Below are 17176 nucleotides of genomic sequence, written 5' to 3'. Positions count from 1 at the left end.
CCTGATGTGCAGACCGCGGGTGTCCCCCAGACTCATCGCTGGCTTCGACCGCCCGCACGCCACGAGGCGATGACGCCGATCACCGCGAGTGCCGCGAAACCGGAGAAAAGCCAGCGTGCGGCCGCGGCATCGCTGGCTGCCTGGTTGACGATGACGCCGGCCACGCCGGCTCCGAACGCCCCACAGATCAACTGAACCGTGTTGATCGCGGCGGCCGCCACCGGTCCCTCAGCCGGATCGTCGACACCGCTCATCGCCCACACCGACAGGTGCGGCCACGCCATCCCGATCCCGATCCCGGTCACCGCCAGCGTGAGCGCCCAGAGCAGTGCCAGCCAGCCCGGCATGCCGTCCCGCACCAGCAGCGCGCCGCCACCCAGCCCGACCGCCATCACCAACGGCGCCGCGAACACGATGCGCACCACCGCGCTGCGCCGGTCCACGGACGCACTGACGATCTCGCTTACCGTCCAGCCGACGGCGAGGGCGACACCGAGAAATCCTGCGGTCAGCGGTGCCAGGTGAGCCAGCCGCTGCCCGAACAGCGGCACGTACATATCGACCATGGTCGCCGCCATCAGCAGGCCGAGCGTCAGATACACCCATTTGAGTGGTCCCGGCCGAAACGCCGTGGGCGGCAGCACGCTCGCCCCGGCGGCGTGGCGACGGTCGACCACCAGGAAGACCACCACCAGGGCCACTGCCGCCGCCAGCAGTGCCCCGGTGAGCACCAGGTCGGACGGGATCGCGGCCACACTGACCAGCAGCGCAGCCGCGCCGAGGAGCGCCAGCGACCACACCGGGATGCGAATGACGCTCGTGCCGACAGTCCCCGAACGTCCGGGCAGCGCCAGCGGCACCAGCACGGTCATCGCCACGGTCAGGATGACCAGCGCCCCGAACGCCCAACGCCACGAGGCGAACTGGGCGAACAGCCCACCGGCGGCGGGTCCCAGCAGGGTGCCCACTCCCCACATCGCCGACACCAGGGCCGACGCCCTGGTCCACACGGCGCGGGGAAGGGCGGTATTGATGACGGCGTAGCCCAGACCGGCGAGCAATCCCCCGGCGGCGCCCTGCACCATGCGGCCCACCAGCAGCAGTTCCATGGTCGGCGCGACCGCGCACAGCACACTGCCCGCGGCGAACACCGTCAGCGCGCCCAGGTACGCCGATCGCGGGCCCACCCGCGCCAGGGTGGCGCTGACGGTGGTCGCAGCGGCCACCGAGGCGACCAGGTAGACCGTCGTCACCCACGCGTAGTAGCGCTGCCCGCCGATCTCGGCGACCGCACTGGGCATCAGGCTGATCGTGAGGAACTCATTGGTGGCGTAGAGCGCGACGCCACCGGCCAGAACCGTCGCGGCGCCAAGGTGTTTGGCTCCCAGGAGCTCACGCCAGCTGCCGCCGGTCAACGCTTGAGTGTCGGTCACACCCTCAACCTAGAAGCTCAACCGCTGTTGAGTTCAAGGACCTATTTCAGGCCGGCGGCATCCATACCGCGCAGTTCCTTCTTCAGATCCTGGATCTCGTCGCGAATACGCGCGGCGAGCTCGAACTGCAGGTCGCGGGCGGCCGTCATCATCTGCTCGGTGAGATCCTTGATCAGGTCCGCCAGTTCAGCGCGTGGCATGTTCGCGGTATCACGTCCCTCGACGATTCCGGCGCTGACCGCGCGGCCCGGCTCACCCTGGGCCCGGCGGCCACGAGACGAGTTGCGTCCCGACCCGCCGACGTCCACGGTGGCGTCGGTGTCATCGGCTTCGCGGTACACCTGATCGAGGATGTCGGCGATCTTCTTGCGCAGCGGCTGTGGATCGACGCCATGCGCTTTGTTGTAGGCGATCTGCTTGGCGCGGCGACGATCGGTCTCGTCGATCGCCTCACGCATCGAGTCGGTGATCTTGTCGGCGTACATGTGAACCTCGCCGGACACATTTCGGGCCGCGCGACCGATGGTCTGGATCAGGCTGCGCGGGGAGCGCAGGAAGCCTTCCTTGTCGGCGTCCAGGATGGCGACCAGCGACACCTCCGGCAGGTCGAGCCCCTCGCGCAGCAGGTTGATGCCGACCAGCACGTCGTACTCGCCCAGGCGCAGCTGCCGGAGCAACTCCACGCGGCGCAGCGTGTCCACCTCCGAGTGCAGGTAGCGCACCCGGATACCCATCTCCAGCAGGTAGTCGGTGAGGTCCTCGGCCATCTTCTTGGTCAGCGTGGTGACCAGCACCCGCTCGTCACGTTCGGTACGCAGCCTGATCTCGCCGATCAGATCGTCGATCTGGCCCTTGGTGGGCTTCACGTGCACCTGGGGATCGACCAGCCCGGTCGGGCGGATCACCTGCTCGACGAACTCGCCGCCGGCCTGGGCCATCTCGTAATTGCCGGGCGTCGCCGACAGGTAGACCGTCTGACCGATCCTGGACGCGAACTCCTCCCAGGTCAGCGGGCGGTTGTCGACGGCCGACGGCAGCCGGAAGCCGAAGTCCACCAGGTTGCGCTTGCGGGACATGTCGCCCTCATACATGCCGCCGATCTGCGGCACCGTGACGTGTGACTCGTCGATGACGAGCAGGAAGTCCTCCGGGAAGTAGTCGATCAGCGTGGCGGGCGCCGTTCCGGCGCCGCGACCGTCGATGTGGCGGGAGTAGTTCTCGATGCCCGAACAGAACCCGACCTGCTTCATCATCTCCAGGTCGTAGTTGGTGCGCATCCGCAGCCGCTGGGCCTCCAGCAGCTTGCCCTGGCCTTCCAGCTCGGCCAGTCGGCCCTCGAGCTCGGCTTCGATGCTGGAGATTGCCGTCGCCATCCGGTCCGGCCCGGCCACGTAGTGGGTGGCCGGGAAGATCCGCACCGAATCCACCTGGCGCACCACATCGCCGGTGAGCGGGTGCAGGTAGTACAGCGCTTCGACCTCGTCGCCGAAGAACTCGATGCGTATGGCCAGTTCCTCGTAGGCAGGGATGATCTCCACGGTGTCGCCGCGCACCCGGAAGGAGCCGCGGGTGAACGAGATGTCGTTGCGGTCGTACTGGACGTCCACCAGCAGGCGCAGCAGCCCGTCGCGCGGCACGTCGTCGCCCACCTTCAGCTCGACTGACCGGTCCAGGTACGACTGCGGGGTGCCCAGGCCGTAGATGCACGACACCGAGGCGACCACCACGACGTCGCGGCGGGACAGCAGACTCGAGGTCGCCGAGTGCCGCAGCCGCTCGACATCGTCGTTGATCGAGCTGTCCTTCTCGATATAGGTGTCGGTCTGCGCGATGTACGCTTCCGGCTGGTAGTAGTCGTAGTAGGACACGAAGTATTCGACGGCGTTGTGCGGCAACATCTCCCGCAGTTCGTTGGCCAGCTGCGCGGCAAGTGTCTTGTTGGGGGCCATCACCAGGGTTGGGCGCTGCAGCTTCTCGATGAGCCAGGCCGTGGTGGCCGACTTACCGGTACCGGTGGCGCCCAGCAGCACGACGTCCCGCTCCCCGGCACGTACCCGGCGTTCCAGGTCGGCGATGGCGGCGGGCTGGTCCCCGGCCGGCTGGTACTCGCTGACCACCTCGAAGTGCCCACCGGCACGCACCACGCCGTCGACGGCATCGGCGGCAGGTCGATACTCCGACTGCGCCAGCACGGGGTGTTCGGTCGCGAAAGCCATGGTCTCCAGATTAAGCGCGTGGTCCGACAAGTTCATTCCCCGCCGGCGCCGCGGGCACGTTACGGTGACGCCGTGCCCGAACCCGCGCGCATCGCATTACGCCTGCTGGGGCTGATCCTGCTGGTCGCGGGGCTGGCGTGCGCGGTCCTGCTGGTGTGGCCGGGTCCCGCCGAGATCGCCGCACGGATGGGCGCCACGTGTGGCGACGGCGGACTGAGGCCTTCGCATCAATGCAGTTGGTTCGAGGCCGCCGACCTGATGTGGACCGGCTGCTGGGTGAGCATCGTAATCGGCGCCGTGCTGCGATTGATGACGCGGCCGGCCGGCAAGGGGCCGCGGGTGCTCGACCTGCGCAGGCAGCGGTGACATGCACCCACCGAAACGCGAGACATTCGATCTCGGAGCCCGCACCAACACCGACCCCAAGGGCGTCGTGCGCGATGTCGAGGAATTCACCGTGTATCCCTGGGGCCTCTATATGGCCCGGCCGGCACCCGGGCGGGCGCAGTTCCACTATCTGGAGACCTGGCTGCTGCCCACGCTGAACCTGCGGGCCACGGTCTTCCACTTCAACCCGGGCTACGAGCGTGATCAGGACTTCTACCTCGACATCGGGCGCTACACCGCGGGTGCCGAACGCTGGCACTCCGAGGACCACTACCTGGATCTGGTGCTGCGCACCGGCCGCGACGTGGAACTCACCGATGTCGACGAACTGTTCGCCGCGGTCTCGGAGGGTCTGCTGGATGCCGCCAGCGCCGAACGGGCCGTCGCGACGGCCGTTGCCACAGTGGACGGCCTGGCCCGGCACGACTATGACCTTGATCGCTGGCTGACCGTGCATGATGTGGCGCTGACCTGGCGGGCGTAAAGTCACGATCATGAGTGTCGCCAGGCGCGCAGGGGTGACGGCTGCCGTGGCAGCCGCATTGCTGTTCGCGGCCCAGACGGTCGCCGCACCCGCTTACGCCGAACCCGATGTCGAACCCGCTCAGCCCGAAGTGTCCGAGCAGGCACCCGGCTTGCTGCACAACGTCACCTACCGGGCGCGCGCGGACGGCACCTCACGCGGCGCCATCGTCGCCTACAAGGCCGATGATCACAACGTCAACAGCGAACAGCCGACGATGTTGCCCGGTCAGACATTCGAGGTGAACACGGTGATGTCCGATCCGAATCTGGCCGGGATGGAGCTCTCCATCCAGTGGCCGTACGGTTCGAACCTGCACTGCGAGATCCTGGTCGACGATCAGATCGTCGCGCAGGCCGACCAGTTCATCGCGCCACGGCTGTTCCGCGCCAAGGATGACCCGCTGTATGGAGTGCTGCAATGCGGTGCGCCACTGGACAATCCGGCGAGCGGCCTGCCGGTGCCGGAGACCGGCACGCCCGACTACCCGCCGCAGCCCGCCTCTGAGGCCGTGCCCGCGACGTGACGGGTCGGCGTCAGGGACGCCAACCGGTGGTTTCGGCCCATTCCCAGGCGCGGTGATACGCATCGAGGAACCACGGTTCCTTGGCGTCGGCATAATCGGGCGTGCCCAGGGCGGCCCGCTTGACCGCCAGATAGTCTTGCCGCACACCGGGATTGGCTTTCAGCCAGTCCACGCACAACAACGCGAATTGCTGATTCGGCCAGCCGTCGACCCGGATGTGCACGTTGGTCGGTCGACCGGGATCAGCCGAAGCGTGGAACCTCTTGTGCCACACGGCGGTGTCGGCCGAATGGGGGTTGTCCGCGGTGATGGCGGCCACCCGCGGATACCCCGCGGCCAGTAACCCGTCGGCGAGTTCGTCGGCAACCTCCAGCGACGCGACGGTCACCTGGACATCGATGACATCTTTGGCGTCCAATCCGGGCACCGCGGTGGAACCGATGTGGTCGACGCGGACGGCCCGGTGCCCGCAGGTGGTCTGCAGCCGGGCCACGATCCGGCGGGCCTGATCCGGCCAGCTGGGATCGGACGGCACCACGGCGGGGGCGACATGCACCGGTCGCTCGAGCCGGACGTTGTGCGCGAACGGCAGAATGCGGTCGTGCCACAGGCCGCGGGCCTGCTCCACCAGCGCGCCGGCGCTGCCCGAGTTGTCCAGCCACACATCGGCGACGGCGCGGCGCTGTTCCTCGGTGGCCTGCGCGGCGATACGGGCCCGGGCATCCTGCTCGGTGAAACCGCGGTACTCGATGAGCCGCTTGACGCGCAGTTCGGCATCAGCGTTGACGACGATGACCAGCGGGAACATCGGCGCCATCTGCGACTCGACCAGCAGCGGGATGTCCTCGATGATCACTGGACTTTCCTGGTCCATGGCCGCGCGTTCGATCAGTTCGGAACGACGGTGCGCGACCAGGGGATGCACGATGCCGTTCAGCGTCTGGCGCTTCTCGTCGTCGCTGAACGCGACGGCCGCCAGCGCGGGGCGGTTGAGCGCACCGTCTTCCTGCAGGATGTCCCGCCCGAACGCGTCGACGAGTTTGGCCAGGCCTTCGGTACCTGGTTCGACCACCTCGCGGGCGATGACGTCGCCGTCGACGACGATGCCGCCGAGGTCACTGAACGTCGACGACACCGTCGACTTGCCTGCCCCGATTCCTCCGGTCAGTCCGATCCTCAGCATGCCGCTCCCCTAGCAGGTACCAAAAGAACCGCGCAGCACATCCGTGAGGACGTGCTGCGCGGCTTCACTCGGGCGTTTGAGTGTCTTTGTTACGCGTTGCCCGCGAGCTTCTCGCGCAGTGCGGCGAGCTGAGCGTCGCTGGCCAGCGAGCCACCAGCGGACTCACCCTCCGGGCGAGACGAGCTGCTGGAGGTCGACGGACGGGCCGCTTCCTCTGCCTCGGCTGCGGCGAACTTCTCCATCTGCGCGGTGTGCATCTTGTGCCGACGCTCGGCCTCGGCGTACCGGGCCTCCCATTCGGTGCGCTGCTTGTCGAAGCCCTCGAGCCATTCGTTGGTGTCGGCGTCGAAGCCCTCGGGGAAGATGTAGTTCCCCGCGTCGTCGTAGCTGTCGGCCATGCCGTACTTCGAGGGATCGAATTCCTCGGTGTAATCCTCGTTGGCCTGCTTGAGGCTCAGCGAGATGCGGCGGCGCTCGAGGTCGATGTCGATGACCTTGACCATGGCGTCGTCGCCGACCTGGACCACCTGGTCCGGGACCTCGACGTGGCGCTCGGACAGCTCCGAGATGTGCACCAGACCCTCGATGCCCTCTTCGACGCGCACGAACGCACCGAACGGCACCAGCTTGGTGACCTTGCCCGGCACGATCTGGCCGATGGCGTGGGTGCGGGCGAAGTGGCGCCACGGATCTTCCTGAGTCGCCTTGAGCGACAGCGAAACCCGCTCGCGATCCATGTCGACGTCGAGCACCTCGACGGTGACCTCGTCGCCGACGGTGACGACCTCGGACGGGTGGTCGATGTGCTTCCAGGACAGCTCGGAGACGTGCACCAGGCCGTCGACGCCGCCGAGATCGACGAAGGCGCCGAAGTTGACGATCGAGGACACGACACCCTTGCGGATGGCACCCTTGGTGAGCTGGTTGAGGAACTCGCTGCGAACCTCGGACTGGGTCTGCTCCAGCCACGCGCGGCGCGAGAGCACCACGTTGTTGCGGTTCTTGTCGAGCTCGATGATCTTGGCCTCGATCTCCTTGCCGATGTACGGCTGCAGATCGCGGACCCGGCGCATCTCGACCAGCGACGCGGGCAGGAAGCCGCGCAGGCCGATGTCCAGGATCAGGCCGCCCTTGACGACCTCGATGACGGTGCCCTTGACGGCCTCGTCCTTCTCCTTGAGCTCCTCGATGGTGCCCCAGGCGCGCTCGTACTGAGCGCGCTTCTTGGACAGGATCAAGCGGCCTTCTTTGTCCTCCTTGGTGAGAACGAGGGCCTCGACCTCATCGCCCACGGAAACGACCTCATTGGGGTCGACGTCGTGTTTGATGGAGAGTTCGCGCGAAGGAATGACACCTTCGGTCTTGTAGCCGATGTCGAGCAGGACCTCATCGCGGTCCACCTTGACGATGGTCCCTTCGACGATGTCGCCATCGTTGAAGTACTTGATCGTCTTGTCGATGGCGGCGAGGAAATCCTCCGCAGAGCCGATGTCGTTGACGGCAACTTGCGGGGACGTAACGGAGGGACTTGGCATGTGGTGGGTTGCTCCGGACAGTTTTAATCGTAGGGACAGAGTGTGTATTTGTGCTGCACACAGGGCTGTTCAGCATGAGTGCCCCGAAGTGCGGTGTGCCCGCGGGGCCCGGATCAAGACTGGGCACACAGGTACTGCTCAAGGGTACTAGAACGGGTACACGCTGGACAAACCCGGTCCCCGAAGCCCGTCCCTGGTTACCCTCCTCAGGTGTCCGCGATGCCGCCACCTCCGCACCCCCAGCTGCCGACCTGGCCGCCGACCGTCCGCAAGGTCGGGGCGCCCCTGGCGGTGATCATCGGTCTCAGCGTCATTGTCGGCCTGCTGATGATCCTGCTGACCGCGACGAATCCGGTCGGCACCACCATCGGATTCGTGCTCTCCAGCGTCGCGATCGCGGTGGTCGTGGCCTGTTATCTGTGGCTGGACCGCTGGGAGCCCGAACCTCCCCGGCTGCTGATCCTGGCCTTCCTGTGGGGCGCGTCCGTCGCGATCATTCTCTCGCTGGCCCTCGAGCTGTGGGCCGACGCGGTCTTCCTGCCCACCCCGGGGCTGCCGGAGGGCTTCGAATCGACCGCGCTGCGGGCCCCGCTGATCGAGGAGGCGGCCAAGGGGCTGTTCCTGCTGATCATGATGACCGGCAGGCGCCGCTATGAACTGAACTCCCTGACCGACTGCCTGGTGTACGCGGGCCTCGTCGGCGCGGGTTTCGCCTGGTTCGAGGACATTCTCTACATCGCCAACGGCGAGGACCTGGCCGCGTCCCTGTTCACCGCGGCCCTGCGCCTGATCATGGCGCCCTTCGCCCACTCGCTGTTCCTGTCGATGCTCGCGGTCGGGGTCTACTTCGCGCTCAAGCAGCGCCACCTGATCGGCAGGATCGCCTGCATCGTCGCCGGCTATGCCGCGGCGGTCATCATGCACGCATTGTGGAACGGGTCCTCGGTGATCGGTATCGAGGCCTACTTCCTGGTCTACCTGGTGTGGATGATGCCGATCTTCGGGTTGGCGATCTGGCTGGCGGTGCGCAGCCGGCGTCGGGAGCAGCAGGTGGTCGCCGCCAAGCTGCCGACCATGGTGGCCGCGAACCTGATCACCGCCAACGAGGCGAGCTGGTTGGGCAGCATTCGCAACCGCAAGCTGGCGATCGGCGAAGCGTCCCGGCATGGCGGCAAGGCCGCCGGCAAGAACGTCAAGGCGTTCGCGACCCAGGTGGTCGAGCTGGCCTTCATCCGTGATCGCATCGACCGCGGCTTCGGCGACGACCGGGTGCAGGCGCTACTGACCGAGGAGTCCTACCGGGTGTACGCGGCGCGGGAAGCGGCCGCGCCGACCTTGCAGTACCTGGCCGGTTACCGGATCCCGGGCTGACCGTCGGCCAGCAGGACCACGGCATCGGCGATCTGGCCCAGATGCTCGGCGGTCACCGGGCGGGCCTCCGTCTGATCACCTGCCAGAGCACCAGGCCTGCCTGCAGCCCGAACGCGACCGAGATCATCGAGATCAAGGTCGCCGGCAACGCCGAATCACCGTCTGCCCCGAACAATTCGGTGACACCGATCAACCCCATCGATCCCGGGACCAGTAGCCAGAACCCCGGCAGGATCATGGTGATCGCAGGCGGGGCGGTGCGCATGCGCGACGCAGCCAGCGCCACCAGCGTCAGTGCCAACCCGCCACAGAAACCGCTGGCATAGCTGCCCAGCACCAGGTCGCCCAGATACTGCGCCGTGTACGCGGTGAAGGTGATCAGCACCAGCCACGGCAGAAACGACACCGGCGGCGCCAGGAAGAGCATCACTCCGACGGCGTACACCGCAACGCCCAACCAGGGTGCCCACGGCCCGATGCGATTGACCGCCTCCGAGCTGAGCTGATCCTCGCTGAGGCCGAGCAGCTGGGACGCGATCAGGATCCCGAATGCCAACTGGATGATCTGCACGAACCCCGCGATCAGGCGGCTGGTCCCGGCGATCACGTCGCGTGAGGTCAATTCGATGACGGCCAGCGTGATCGCCGCGCCCGGCAGGAAGACGGCCAACGGCGGTATCAGCGCACGCAGCCCGACGTGATCGAGGTCCAGCCTCAATGCCGCCACGATGCAGATCGAGGCGACCGCGAAGGCGCTGATCGCGGGCACCAACTGGGCGAGCGCCGGTACGCGCTGGCTCGCTACCAGGAATCCGCCGACCATCGCGCCCAGCAACAGCGCCGCCAGCACGTTCAACAGGGTCGGCTCCAGCACCAGTGACAGTCCGGCACTTTGGATTCCGTAGCCGATGACCGTCACCCAGGCCGGGTAGCGGCGGGCGGCGCCTTGGATGTCATCCAGGCTGCTTTCGCCGTCCTGCGCCGATATCCGCCCGGCCATCGCGGCGGACACCAGCCGCGCAAGCGGGAAGATCTGGTCGAACCGCAGGTCGGCGTCGACGCGGGCGCCGCGCACCACGGTGCCGTCGGCGGTGGCGGGTCCCACCACCTGCACGTGGTTCGGCAGGGCGATGCCGTCGTTCCGGACGCCGTAATGCGCTGCCGTCCGGTCCAGCATCTGCCGCACCAGGGTCACCGGATAGTTGGCCGCGCACATGGCGGCACCCAGCCGAGCCAGAAACCGGATCTGCTGATCGCTGGTTTCGGTCATGAGGTCAGTGCGTCCGGGATCATCCGCGTCGCTAGTGCGCCGCGGCGTCCCAGCTGCGCCCGTACCCGACCGACACCTCCAACGGCACGTCGAGCGGGTAGGCATTGCCCATGTGCTCGCGCACCAACGCCTCGAGGGTGTCGCGCTCCCCCTCGGCCACCTCGAACAGCAGTTCATCATGCACCTGCAGCAGCATCCGCGATCTCAGGCCGGCGGCTTTGATCGCGTCGTCGACGTTGATCATCGCGACCTTGATGATGTCGGCGGCACTGCCCTGGATGGGGGCATTGAGGGCGGCGCGCTCGGCGGCCTCACGGACGTTACGGTTGCTGCTGTCCAGCTCGGGCAGATAGCGCCGGCGACCGAGAACCGTTGAGGTGTAACCGTCTTTGCGGGCCTGGTCCACGACATCACGCAGGTAGTCACGGATTCCGCCGAAACGGTCGAAGTACTGCTCCATCTGGTTCTTGGCCTCTTCGGTGCTGATCTTCAGCTGAGCCGACAGACCGTAGGCGCTCAGACCGTAGGCCAGGCCGTAGGACATCGCCTTGACCCGGCGGCGCAGTTCGGCGTTGACCTCGTCGATGGGCACGTCGAACGCCCGCGACGCCACGAACGAGTGCAGATCCTCACCGGTGTTGAAGGCCTCGATCAGGCCCTCGTCGCGGGACAGGTGCGCCATGATGCGCATCTCGATCTGGCTGTAGTCCGCCGTCATCAGTTCTGCGTAACCCGCGCCGACCACAAATCCGTCGCGGATGCGGCGGCCGGCCTCGGTGCGGATCGGGATGTTCTGCAGGTTGGGCTCGGTCGACGAGAGTCGCCCGGTCGCGGCGATGGTCTGATTGAAGGTGGTATGGATACGGCCATCGGAGGCCACCGAGTTCAGCAGGCCGTCGACGGTGACCTTCAGGCGAGTGGCATCGCGGTGGGCCAGCATGTGCTGCAGGAACGGGTGCCCGGTCTTGTCGAAAAGACCTTGCAGCGCATCGGCATCGGTGGTGTAGCCGGTCTTGGTCTTCTTGGTCTTCGGCATCTCCAACTCGTCGAAGAGCACCACCTGCAGCTGCTTGGGCGAGCCGAGGTTGATCTGCTTGCCGATGACGCCGTACGCGGCCTCGGCGGCGTCGCGGATCAGATCCCCGAATTCGCTCTGCAGCTCCTGCAGGAACGCCACATCGACCGCGATACCGGTGCTTTCGAGTTCGGCGAGCACCCGCTGCACCGGAAGTTCCATCCGGCCGAGCAGCGAGGAGGAGTCGATGCGGGCCAGTTCCTCATCCAGCGCGTCGGCGAGGTCCATCACCGCGCCGGCCCGCAGCAGCACCGCCTGCACGGCCTGTTCATCGACCCCGTCGTTGTCATCCAGCAGTGAAAGCTGTTGCTGCTCGGGATTGTCCGCTCGCAGTTCACGCTTGAGGTACCGCAGGGACAGGTCGTCGAGGGCGAAGCTGCGCTGCCCCGGCCGCACCAGGTACGCCGCCAGCGCAGTGTCGGAGGTGACGCCGGCCAGCTTCCAGCCGCGGCCCTCCAGATCATGCATGGCCAGCTTGGCCTCATGCAGCGCCTTGGGCGGGCCGGGATCGGCCAGCCAGGACGCCAGCGCAGCCTCGTCATCGGGGTGCAGGGTGGTGGTGTCGATATAGCGGCCGTCACCGTCGTTGGCGACGATGGCCAGTGCCGTCGCGTCGCCGTCGAAGGCCAGGTGGGTACCGACGACCGCGATGCCGAACCGGTTGCCCAGGCTGTGTTCGGACAGCCAGGCCGCGAGTTCACCGGGTTGCAGTGCACCGCCGCGCACATCGAAACCCTGATCCACCTCGGGGTCGGCCGAGGCGAGGGTGTCGAACAGCCGGTCGCGCAGCACCCGGAACTCGAGGTCGTCGAACAGCCGGTGGATGTGGTCGCGATCCCAGGGCAGCATGCGCAGCGTGTCGGGCGTCTGCGGCAGCGGCACGTTCTTCACCAACTCGGTGAGTTCGCGGTTGAGCACCACCGAGGACAGGTTGGCGCGCAAGGCATCTCCGACCTTGCCCTTGACGGTGTCGACATTGTCGACCAGCGCCTGCAGCGAGCCGTGCTCGACGATCCACTTGGTGGCGGTCTTCTCCCCCACCCCCGGGATGCCCGGCAGGTTGTCACTGGGGTCCCCCCGCAGGGCCGCGAAATCCGGGTACTGCTCCGGCGTGAGGCCATACTTGGCCTGCACGGCCTCCGGGGTGAAGCGGGTCAGCTCGCTGACCCCCTTGACGGGATACAGCACGGTGACGTCATCGCTGACCAACTGCAGCGAATCCCGGTCACCGGTCACCACGAGCACGCGGTAGCCGGCGTCCTCGGCCTGGGTCGCCAACGTGGCGATGATGTCGTCGGCCTCGAAACCGTCCTCGGCGAGCACGGTGATGCCCAGCGCAACCAGCACCTCTTTGGTGATGTCGATCTGGCCGCGGAACTCGTCCGGCGTCGCGGACCGGCCTTCCTTGTACTCGGGGTACTTCTCCTTGCGGAAGGTCTGCCGCGAGACGTCGAAGGCGGCGGCAATGTGGCTGGGCTGCTCATCGCGCAGCAGGTTGATCAGCATGGCGGTGAAGCCGTACACGGCGTTGGTGGTCAGCCCGCCCTGGGTCTTGAAGTTCTCGGCGGGCAGCGCGTAGAACGCGCGGAAGGCCAGCGAGTTGCCGTCCAGCAGCATCAACGTGGGTTTCTCGTCAGTGCCGGGCTTCTTCTCGGGTGCCGCGGCGGCAGTCTTGGCGGGGCTCACGCACCCAACTCTAGGCACCCACCCCGACAGGTGGGCCACGCTGTCGGCCGATCGTACGGATATCCGCTGCTTCGGCGAGATTTCGCGCGCGGAGCAGCGCAAGCCTGGCTTTCGCATGCTAACTATCACTGGCGACAATTCAGTCGTATGGTCCAGACAAAGGGGAACCTCCATGCCCGGACAGCATCGTGCCAAGACACCTGCGCCCGCGGTGACGGTCTGGCTGGGCACCGGTGCCGTCGCGCTGGGCATCGGCGCCGCGCTGACCACCGGCACCGCGGTGGCAAACGCCGACACCGGCGACGCGGGCGGGACGAAGAGTTCGTCGCAGTCCACGGGTAACGCGGCCGGACCGACCGCCCGACGCACCGCCCCGCGCACCGTGGCCACGGCCCGGACCCACGGCACCTCATCACCGAAGCCGGACACGACCGATCTGACCCCGTCGGCACGAAGCCTGACGGCCGCGCAAGCGAGCACCACCGCCTCCGCAGGCTTCAACCCGTTCGCCGCGCTGGAGAAGGCCTTCCGGAAGTCGTTCATCAACACGGCCCCGACGATCGCCGGGTCATCCGGTCCGATCCGCAACAGCGACGGCAGCTTCACCGGGCAGGTGATCGGGGCCGATGTCGACGACGATCCGTTGACGTACTCGATCGGCACCGCGCCGGCGCGCGGTACCGCCAGCGTCGACGCGGCCGGCAACTACACCTACATTCCCGACGCCGAACTGGCCGCCGGCGGCGGCACGGTCACCTTCTACATCCACGCCACGGAAGCCAACGTCGGCACGCATCTGCACGGGCTCAACGAGTTCACCGCCAAGCTCTTCGACCCGCTGCTGCAGTTGATGAACTATTTGGTGCCGCAGAACAGGTTCCAGTACCCGAAGTACGACGCGTACGGCTACGCCCGCGCCCAGCATTACGTCAGGGTGACGGTCCCGCCGGCCGTCTGACCCGGGAGCCGCGCGGTCGCCCGCTCGCGCAGCAGCCGAGCGGCCGGGCTGGTGATATCCCGCCGCCAGGCCCACACCAGCCGCCCGCGCAGCGCCGGCACCAGACGCAGGACGTGCAGTTTCGGATCGTTGCGTGCCATCGACGTGGGCAGGATCGCGACCCCCAGACCATGCCCGGCCAACTCCGCGAGCTCGCGCGGGCTGGTCGCCTCGAAGGCGATTCGCGGGGTCACACCGATTGCCGCACAGGCGGTATCGAGGCGGGTCCGCAGTCCGGTGCCCACCGGGAGTGAGATCAGCGGATGCGTACACAGCACGTCCAGCGGAAGTGACCGACGACGCGCCAGCGGGTGATCGAGCGCCACGGCTGCCTCGATGGCCTCATCGGTGATCACGTGCACGTCGAGATCAGCCGGTTCTTCGTCCGCGCCGATCGACACGATGGCGATATCAAGCCGGCCGTCGGCGAGCTTGTCCAGCAGGACATCGGAATTGTCTGTGCCCAAGGTGATCTCGACGGACGGGTGGTCGGCGTGGAAATCGGCCATCAATCCGGCCACATCGACCGGGTGCAGAGTCACCGTGCCGATGGCGACCGAACCCCGGACCAGATCGGCGACCTCGTCGACGGCACGTTGTGCGTCCCGAATGGCGGCGAGCGCGGCACGGGCATGAGGCAGAAACGCGGCACCGGCCTGCGTCAACCGCACCTCGCGACTCGATCGCGTCAGCAAGGACTGCCCGACCTGGCGCTCGAGGCGCCGGATCTGCGCACTCACCGCCGGTTGCGCCACCCGCTCCCGCTGCGCCGCCTTGGTGAAACTGCATTCTTCGACGACTGCGACGAAATACTCCAGCTGACGTACCTCCATAAGGGTTGATTATAGATCTCAGACACAGATGATATTGGACTTATTCATGCAGTTCGAACACGGTGGAGGAATGGAGTCATCAACCGTTCTGATCGCCGGCGCAGGTATCGGCGGCCTCACCACAGCGCTCGCGCTACATGCGCGGGGTATTGAGACCGCGAACCTGGAACGCACGGCGTCGCTGCGCCCGCTCGGTGTCGGCATCAACCTGCTGCCGCACGCGGTCCGTGAGCTCACCGCCCTGGGACTGGGTACGGCGCTGCGCGATATCGCCGTCGCGCCGGACACGATCTGTTTCTACACCTCCGGCGGAGAGCTGTTGTTCCGCGAGCCGCGCGGACTGGCGGCCGGGGATGCACATCCGCAACTCTCGGTGCACCGCGGCCGGCTGCAGATGCTGCTGCTGGACAACGTCCTCGACCGCATCGGCGGCCACGCGGTACGTACCGGTGCAGGAGTCGACAGCTTCGACCAGAACGCCGACGGCGTGCAAGTACGTGTCGGCGCAGGCACGTTCACCGGCGCGGCACTGATCGGCGCCGACGGTATCGGCTCCACGGTGCGCGCCACACTGCATCCCGGACCCGATCCACTGATGTGGTCGGGGATCACCATGTACCGCGGGGCCACCCCGATGCCGCCATTCCTGGACGGGCACACCATGGCGATCGTGCAGGATGACGGCGGTGTCGATCTGGTGATCTATCCGATCGGCGATGGCCTGGTGAATTGGGTGCTGCAGGTGCCGACCGGCACCGCGGGCGTGCTCGACGGCGACGCCCGGTGGAATGCGCCGGCCACTGCTCCCGAGATCCGCTCTCACGTCGGGCAGTGGAACCTGGATTGGCTGGATCCGGTCGCGCTGATCGAGCAGACCGGACAGATCTTCTGCTATCCGATGGTGGATCGAGACCCGCTGCCGCACTGGGGAACCGGTCGGGTGACCCTACTCGGCGACGCCGCGCACCCGATGTACCCGGTCGGCGCGAACGGCGGTTCGCAGGCTGTCGTCGATGCCCGGGTACTGGCCGAGGAGTACGCAACCGGCGGAGTGACCGGGCTTCGCCGCTACGAGGACCAGCGCCGGGCCGAGACCGCCGAGGTGGTGGCCGCCAACCGCGACATGCACCGTACGTCTGCCCGCACCGCCGCAGATCTCGACCGTGTCACCACCAAGTACCGCAACGACACCGCAAGGAGCAACCGCTGATGACCACCTACGTCCTGATTCCCGGAATGTGCCACGGCGCTTGGTGCTTCGACGATCTCGCCGCCGCACTGCGCGCCCAGGGGCACCGCGTTCTCGCACTGACACTGACCGGCGTCGCCGAACGTGCCCACCTGTTGCCCGGTGGGGTCAACCTCGACACCCACATCACCGATGTGCTGGCCGCGATCGACGCCGATGCCGCCGGTGACGACCATCTGGTTCTGGTCGGGCACAGCTACGGCGGCATGGTGATCACCGGGGTCGCCGACCGTATCCCACAACGGGTGGACTCGCTGGTCTACCTCGACGCAGTGGTACCCCACGATGGCGAGGCCTGTTGGGATCTGGTGAACGACGAGGAACGCCAGTGGTACGTCGAGGTCGACGACACCGGGTTCGGGGTCCCGCCGATGCCGTTCTTCGACGAGCGCGCCACCGCGCACCCGTTGGCCACCGTGCTGCAACCGTTGCGCGTGCAAGGCGACCTGAGCAGATTCCGTCAGCGCATCTTCGTCTACGCGCTGGACTGGCCCGGTGAGTCGCCGCTGCGGCCGTCCTATGACCGGGTGCGCAACGATCCGGCCTGGGTGACCCACGAACTCGACGGCAAGCACAACCTGATGCGCGACAATCCCGACGACCTGCTGCGCATCCTGCTCGACGCTCACTGACCGCGGCGCGCGGTCAAACTGCAACACGTTTCAGTTTTGCCCTCGAACTGGGTAGTCTGACCCTCGTGCCAGCAGCAACCACAGAGCCCGCGTTCGAAGGGTGGTTCGCCACCGATGACGACGGTGACACCCATCTGATCGGCGGCAAATGCACCGCGTGCGCGACCTATGTGTTCCCGCCGCGGGAGAACAACTGCCCCAACCCGGCCTGTGACAGCGACACCCTGGCGTTGGTCCCGCTGTCGCGGCGCGGCACCGTG

Annotated in this window: 15 protein-coding genes; 8 read left to right on the top strand and 7 right to left on the bottom strand. The window is 67.1% G+C overall.

The window, feature by feature from the left end; translation table 11 throughout:
- Window positions 1-32: 32 nt before the first annotated feature.
- Entirely contained in the window at window positions 33-1433 is a 1401-nt protein-coding gene (locus ASE48_RS15305) for an MFS transporter (RefSeq protein ID WP_057167969.1), read from the bottom strand.
- Window positions 1434-1474: 41 nt separating this feature from the next.
- Complete coding sequence (gene uvrB, locus ASE48_RS15300) at window positions 1475-3649, bottom strand: excinuclease ABC subunit UvrB (protein ID WP_057168024.1); 2175 nt, start codon at window positions 3647-3649, stop codon at window positions 1475-1477.
- Window positions 3650-3721: 72 nt separating this feature from the next.
- Here uvrB and ASE48_RS15295 point away from each other — a divergent pair, with 72 nt between their 5' ends.
- From ASE48_RS15295 to ASE48_RS15285, 3 genes are read left to right on the top strand one after another with little or no spacing between them, the layout of a single operon-like run.
- Window positions 3722-4015, top strand: coding sequence for a hypothetical protein (locus ASE48_RS15295; RefSeq protein WP_057167968.1), 294 nt, complete (start codon window positions 3722-3724; stop codon window positions 4013-4015).
- Between the two features lies 1 nt (window position 4016).
- Entirely contained in the window at window positions 4017-4520 is a 504-nt protein-coding gene (locus ASE48_RS15290) for a DUF402 domain-containing protein (protein WP_082614212.1), read from the top strand.
- 10 nt (window positions 4521-4530) lie between these two features.
- Window positions 4531-5085, top strand: a complete 555-nt coding sequence (locus ASE48_RS15285; RefSeq protein ID WP_057167967.1) for a hypothetical protein — start codon at window positions 4531-4533, stop codon at window positions 5083-5085.
- 10 nt (window positions 5086-5095) lie between these two features.
- Here the strand turns inward: ASE48_RS15285 and coaE are convergent, their stop codons facing one another.
- Window positions 5096-6268: a dephospho-CoA kinase gene (gene coaE, locus ASE48_RS15280; protein ID WP_057167966.1), complete on the bottom strand. Its 1173-nt coding sequence runs from the start codon at window positions 6266-6268 to the stop codon at window positions 5096-5098.
- 89 nt (window positions 6269-6357) lie between these two features.
- A complete protein-coding gene (rpsA, locus tag ASE48_RS15275) occupies window positions 6358-7803 on the bottom strand; it encodes a 30S ribosomal protein S1 (RefSeq protein ID WP_057167965.1) in 1446 nt (481 codons plus the stop codon).
- Window positions 7804-8022: 219 nt separating this feature from the next.
- Between rpsA and ASE48_RS15270 the strand changes: the two genes are divergently transcribed.
- Window positions 8023-9174, top strand: a complete 1152-nt coding sequence (locus ASE48_RS15270; protein ID WP_057167964.1) for a PrsW family intramembrane metalloprotease — start codon at window positions 8023-8025, stop codon at window positions 9172-9174.
- A 52-nt stretch (window positions 9175-9226) separates the two neighbouring features.
- Here ASE48_RS15270 and ASE48_RS15265 read toward each other — a convergent pair whose 3' ends face one another.
- On the bottom strand, window positions 9227-10444 hold the full coding sequence (locus tag ASE48_RS15265) for a threonine/serine ThrE exporter family protein (RefSeq protein WP_057167963.1): 1218 nt from the start codon (window positions 10442-10444) through the stop codon (window positions 9227-9229).
- A 31-nt stretch (window positions 10445-10475) separates the two neighbouring features.
- A complete protein-coding gene (gene polA / locus ASE48_RS15260; protein WP_200962171.1) occupies window positions 10476-13136 on the bottom strand; it encodes a DNA polymerase I in 2661 nt (886 codons plus the stop codon).
- 241 nt (window positions 13137-13377) lie between these two features.
- Here polA and ASE48_RS15255 point away from each other — a divergent pair, with 241 nt between their 5' ends.
- Complete coding sequence (locus ASE48_RS15255; protein ID WP_057167961.1) at window positions 13378-14163, top strand: Ig-like domain-containing protein; 786 nt, start codon at window positions 13378-13380, stop codon at window positions 14161-14163.
- Here the strand turns inward: ASE48_RS15255 and ASE48_RS15250 are convergent.
- Entirely contained in the window at window positions 14130-15035 is a 906-nt protein-coding gene (locus ASE48_RS15250; RefSeq protein ID WP_057167960.1) for a LysR family transcriptional regulator, read from the bottom strand. The two genes, ASE48_RS15255 and ASE48_RS15250, sit on opposite strands and share 34 nt — an antisense overlap.
- A gap of 70 nt (window positions 15036-15105) precedes the next feature.
- Between ASE48_RS15250 and ASE48_RS15245 the strand changes: the two genes are divergently transcribed.
- The 3 genes from ASE48_RS15245 to ASE48_RS15235 all read left to right on the top strand — a co-directional run.
- A complete protein-coding gene (locus ASE48_RS15245; protein WP_057167959.1) occupies window positions 15106-16245 on the top strand; it encodes an FAD-dependent monooxygenase in 1140 nt (379 codons plus the stop codon).
- The gene (locus ASE48_RS15240) at window positions 16245-16916 is read left to right on the top strand and encodes an alpha/beta fold hydrolase (protein WP_057167958.1); all 672 of its coding nucleotides are present in this window, start codon (window positions 16245-16247) and stop codon (window positions 16914-16916) included. Before ASE48_RS15245 ends, ASE48_RS15240 begins: the two co-directional genes overlap by 1 nt.
- 65 nt (window positions 16917-16981) lie before the next feature.
- Window positions 16982-17176 (top strand): zinc ribbon domain-containing protein (locus tag ASE48_RS15235; RefSeq protein WP_235571222.1); only part of this gene is annotated, 195 nt, incomplete at its 3' end.

This window comes from Mycobacterium sp. Root265, from assembly GCF_001428895.1.
GTDB lineage: Bacteria > Actinomycetota > Actinomycetes > Mycobacteriales > Mycobacteriaceae > Mycobacterium.
The sequence above is the reverse complement of the archived record's forward strand: the minus strand, read 5'-3'. Positions and strand labels throughout refer to the sequence as shown.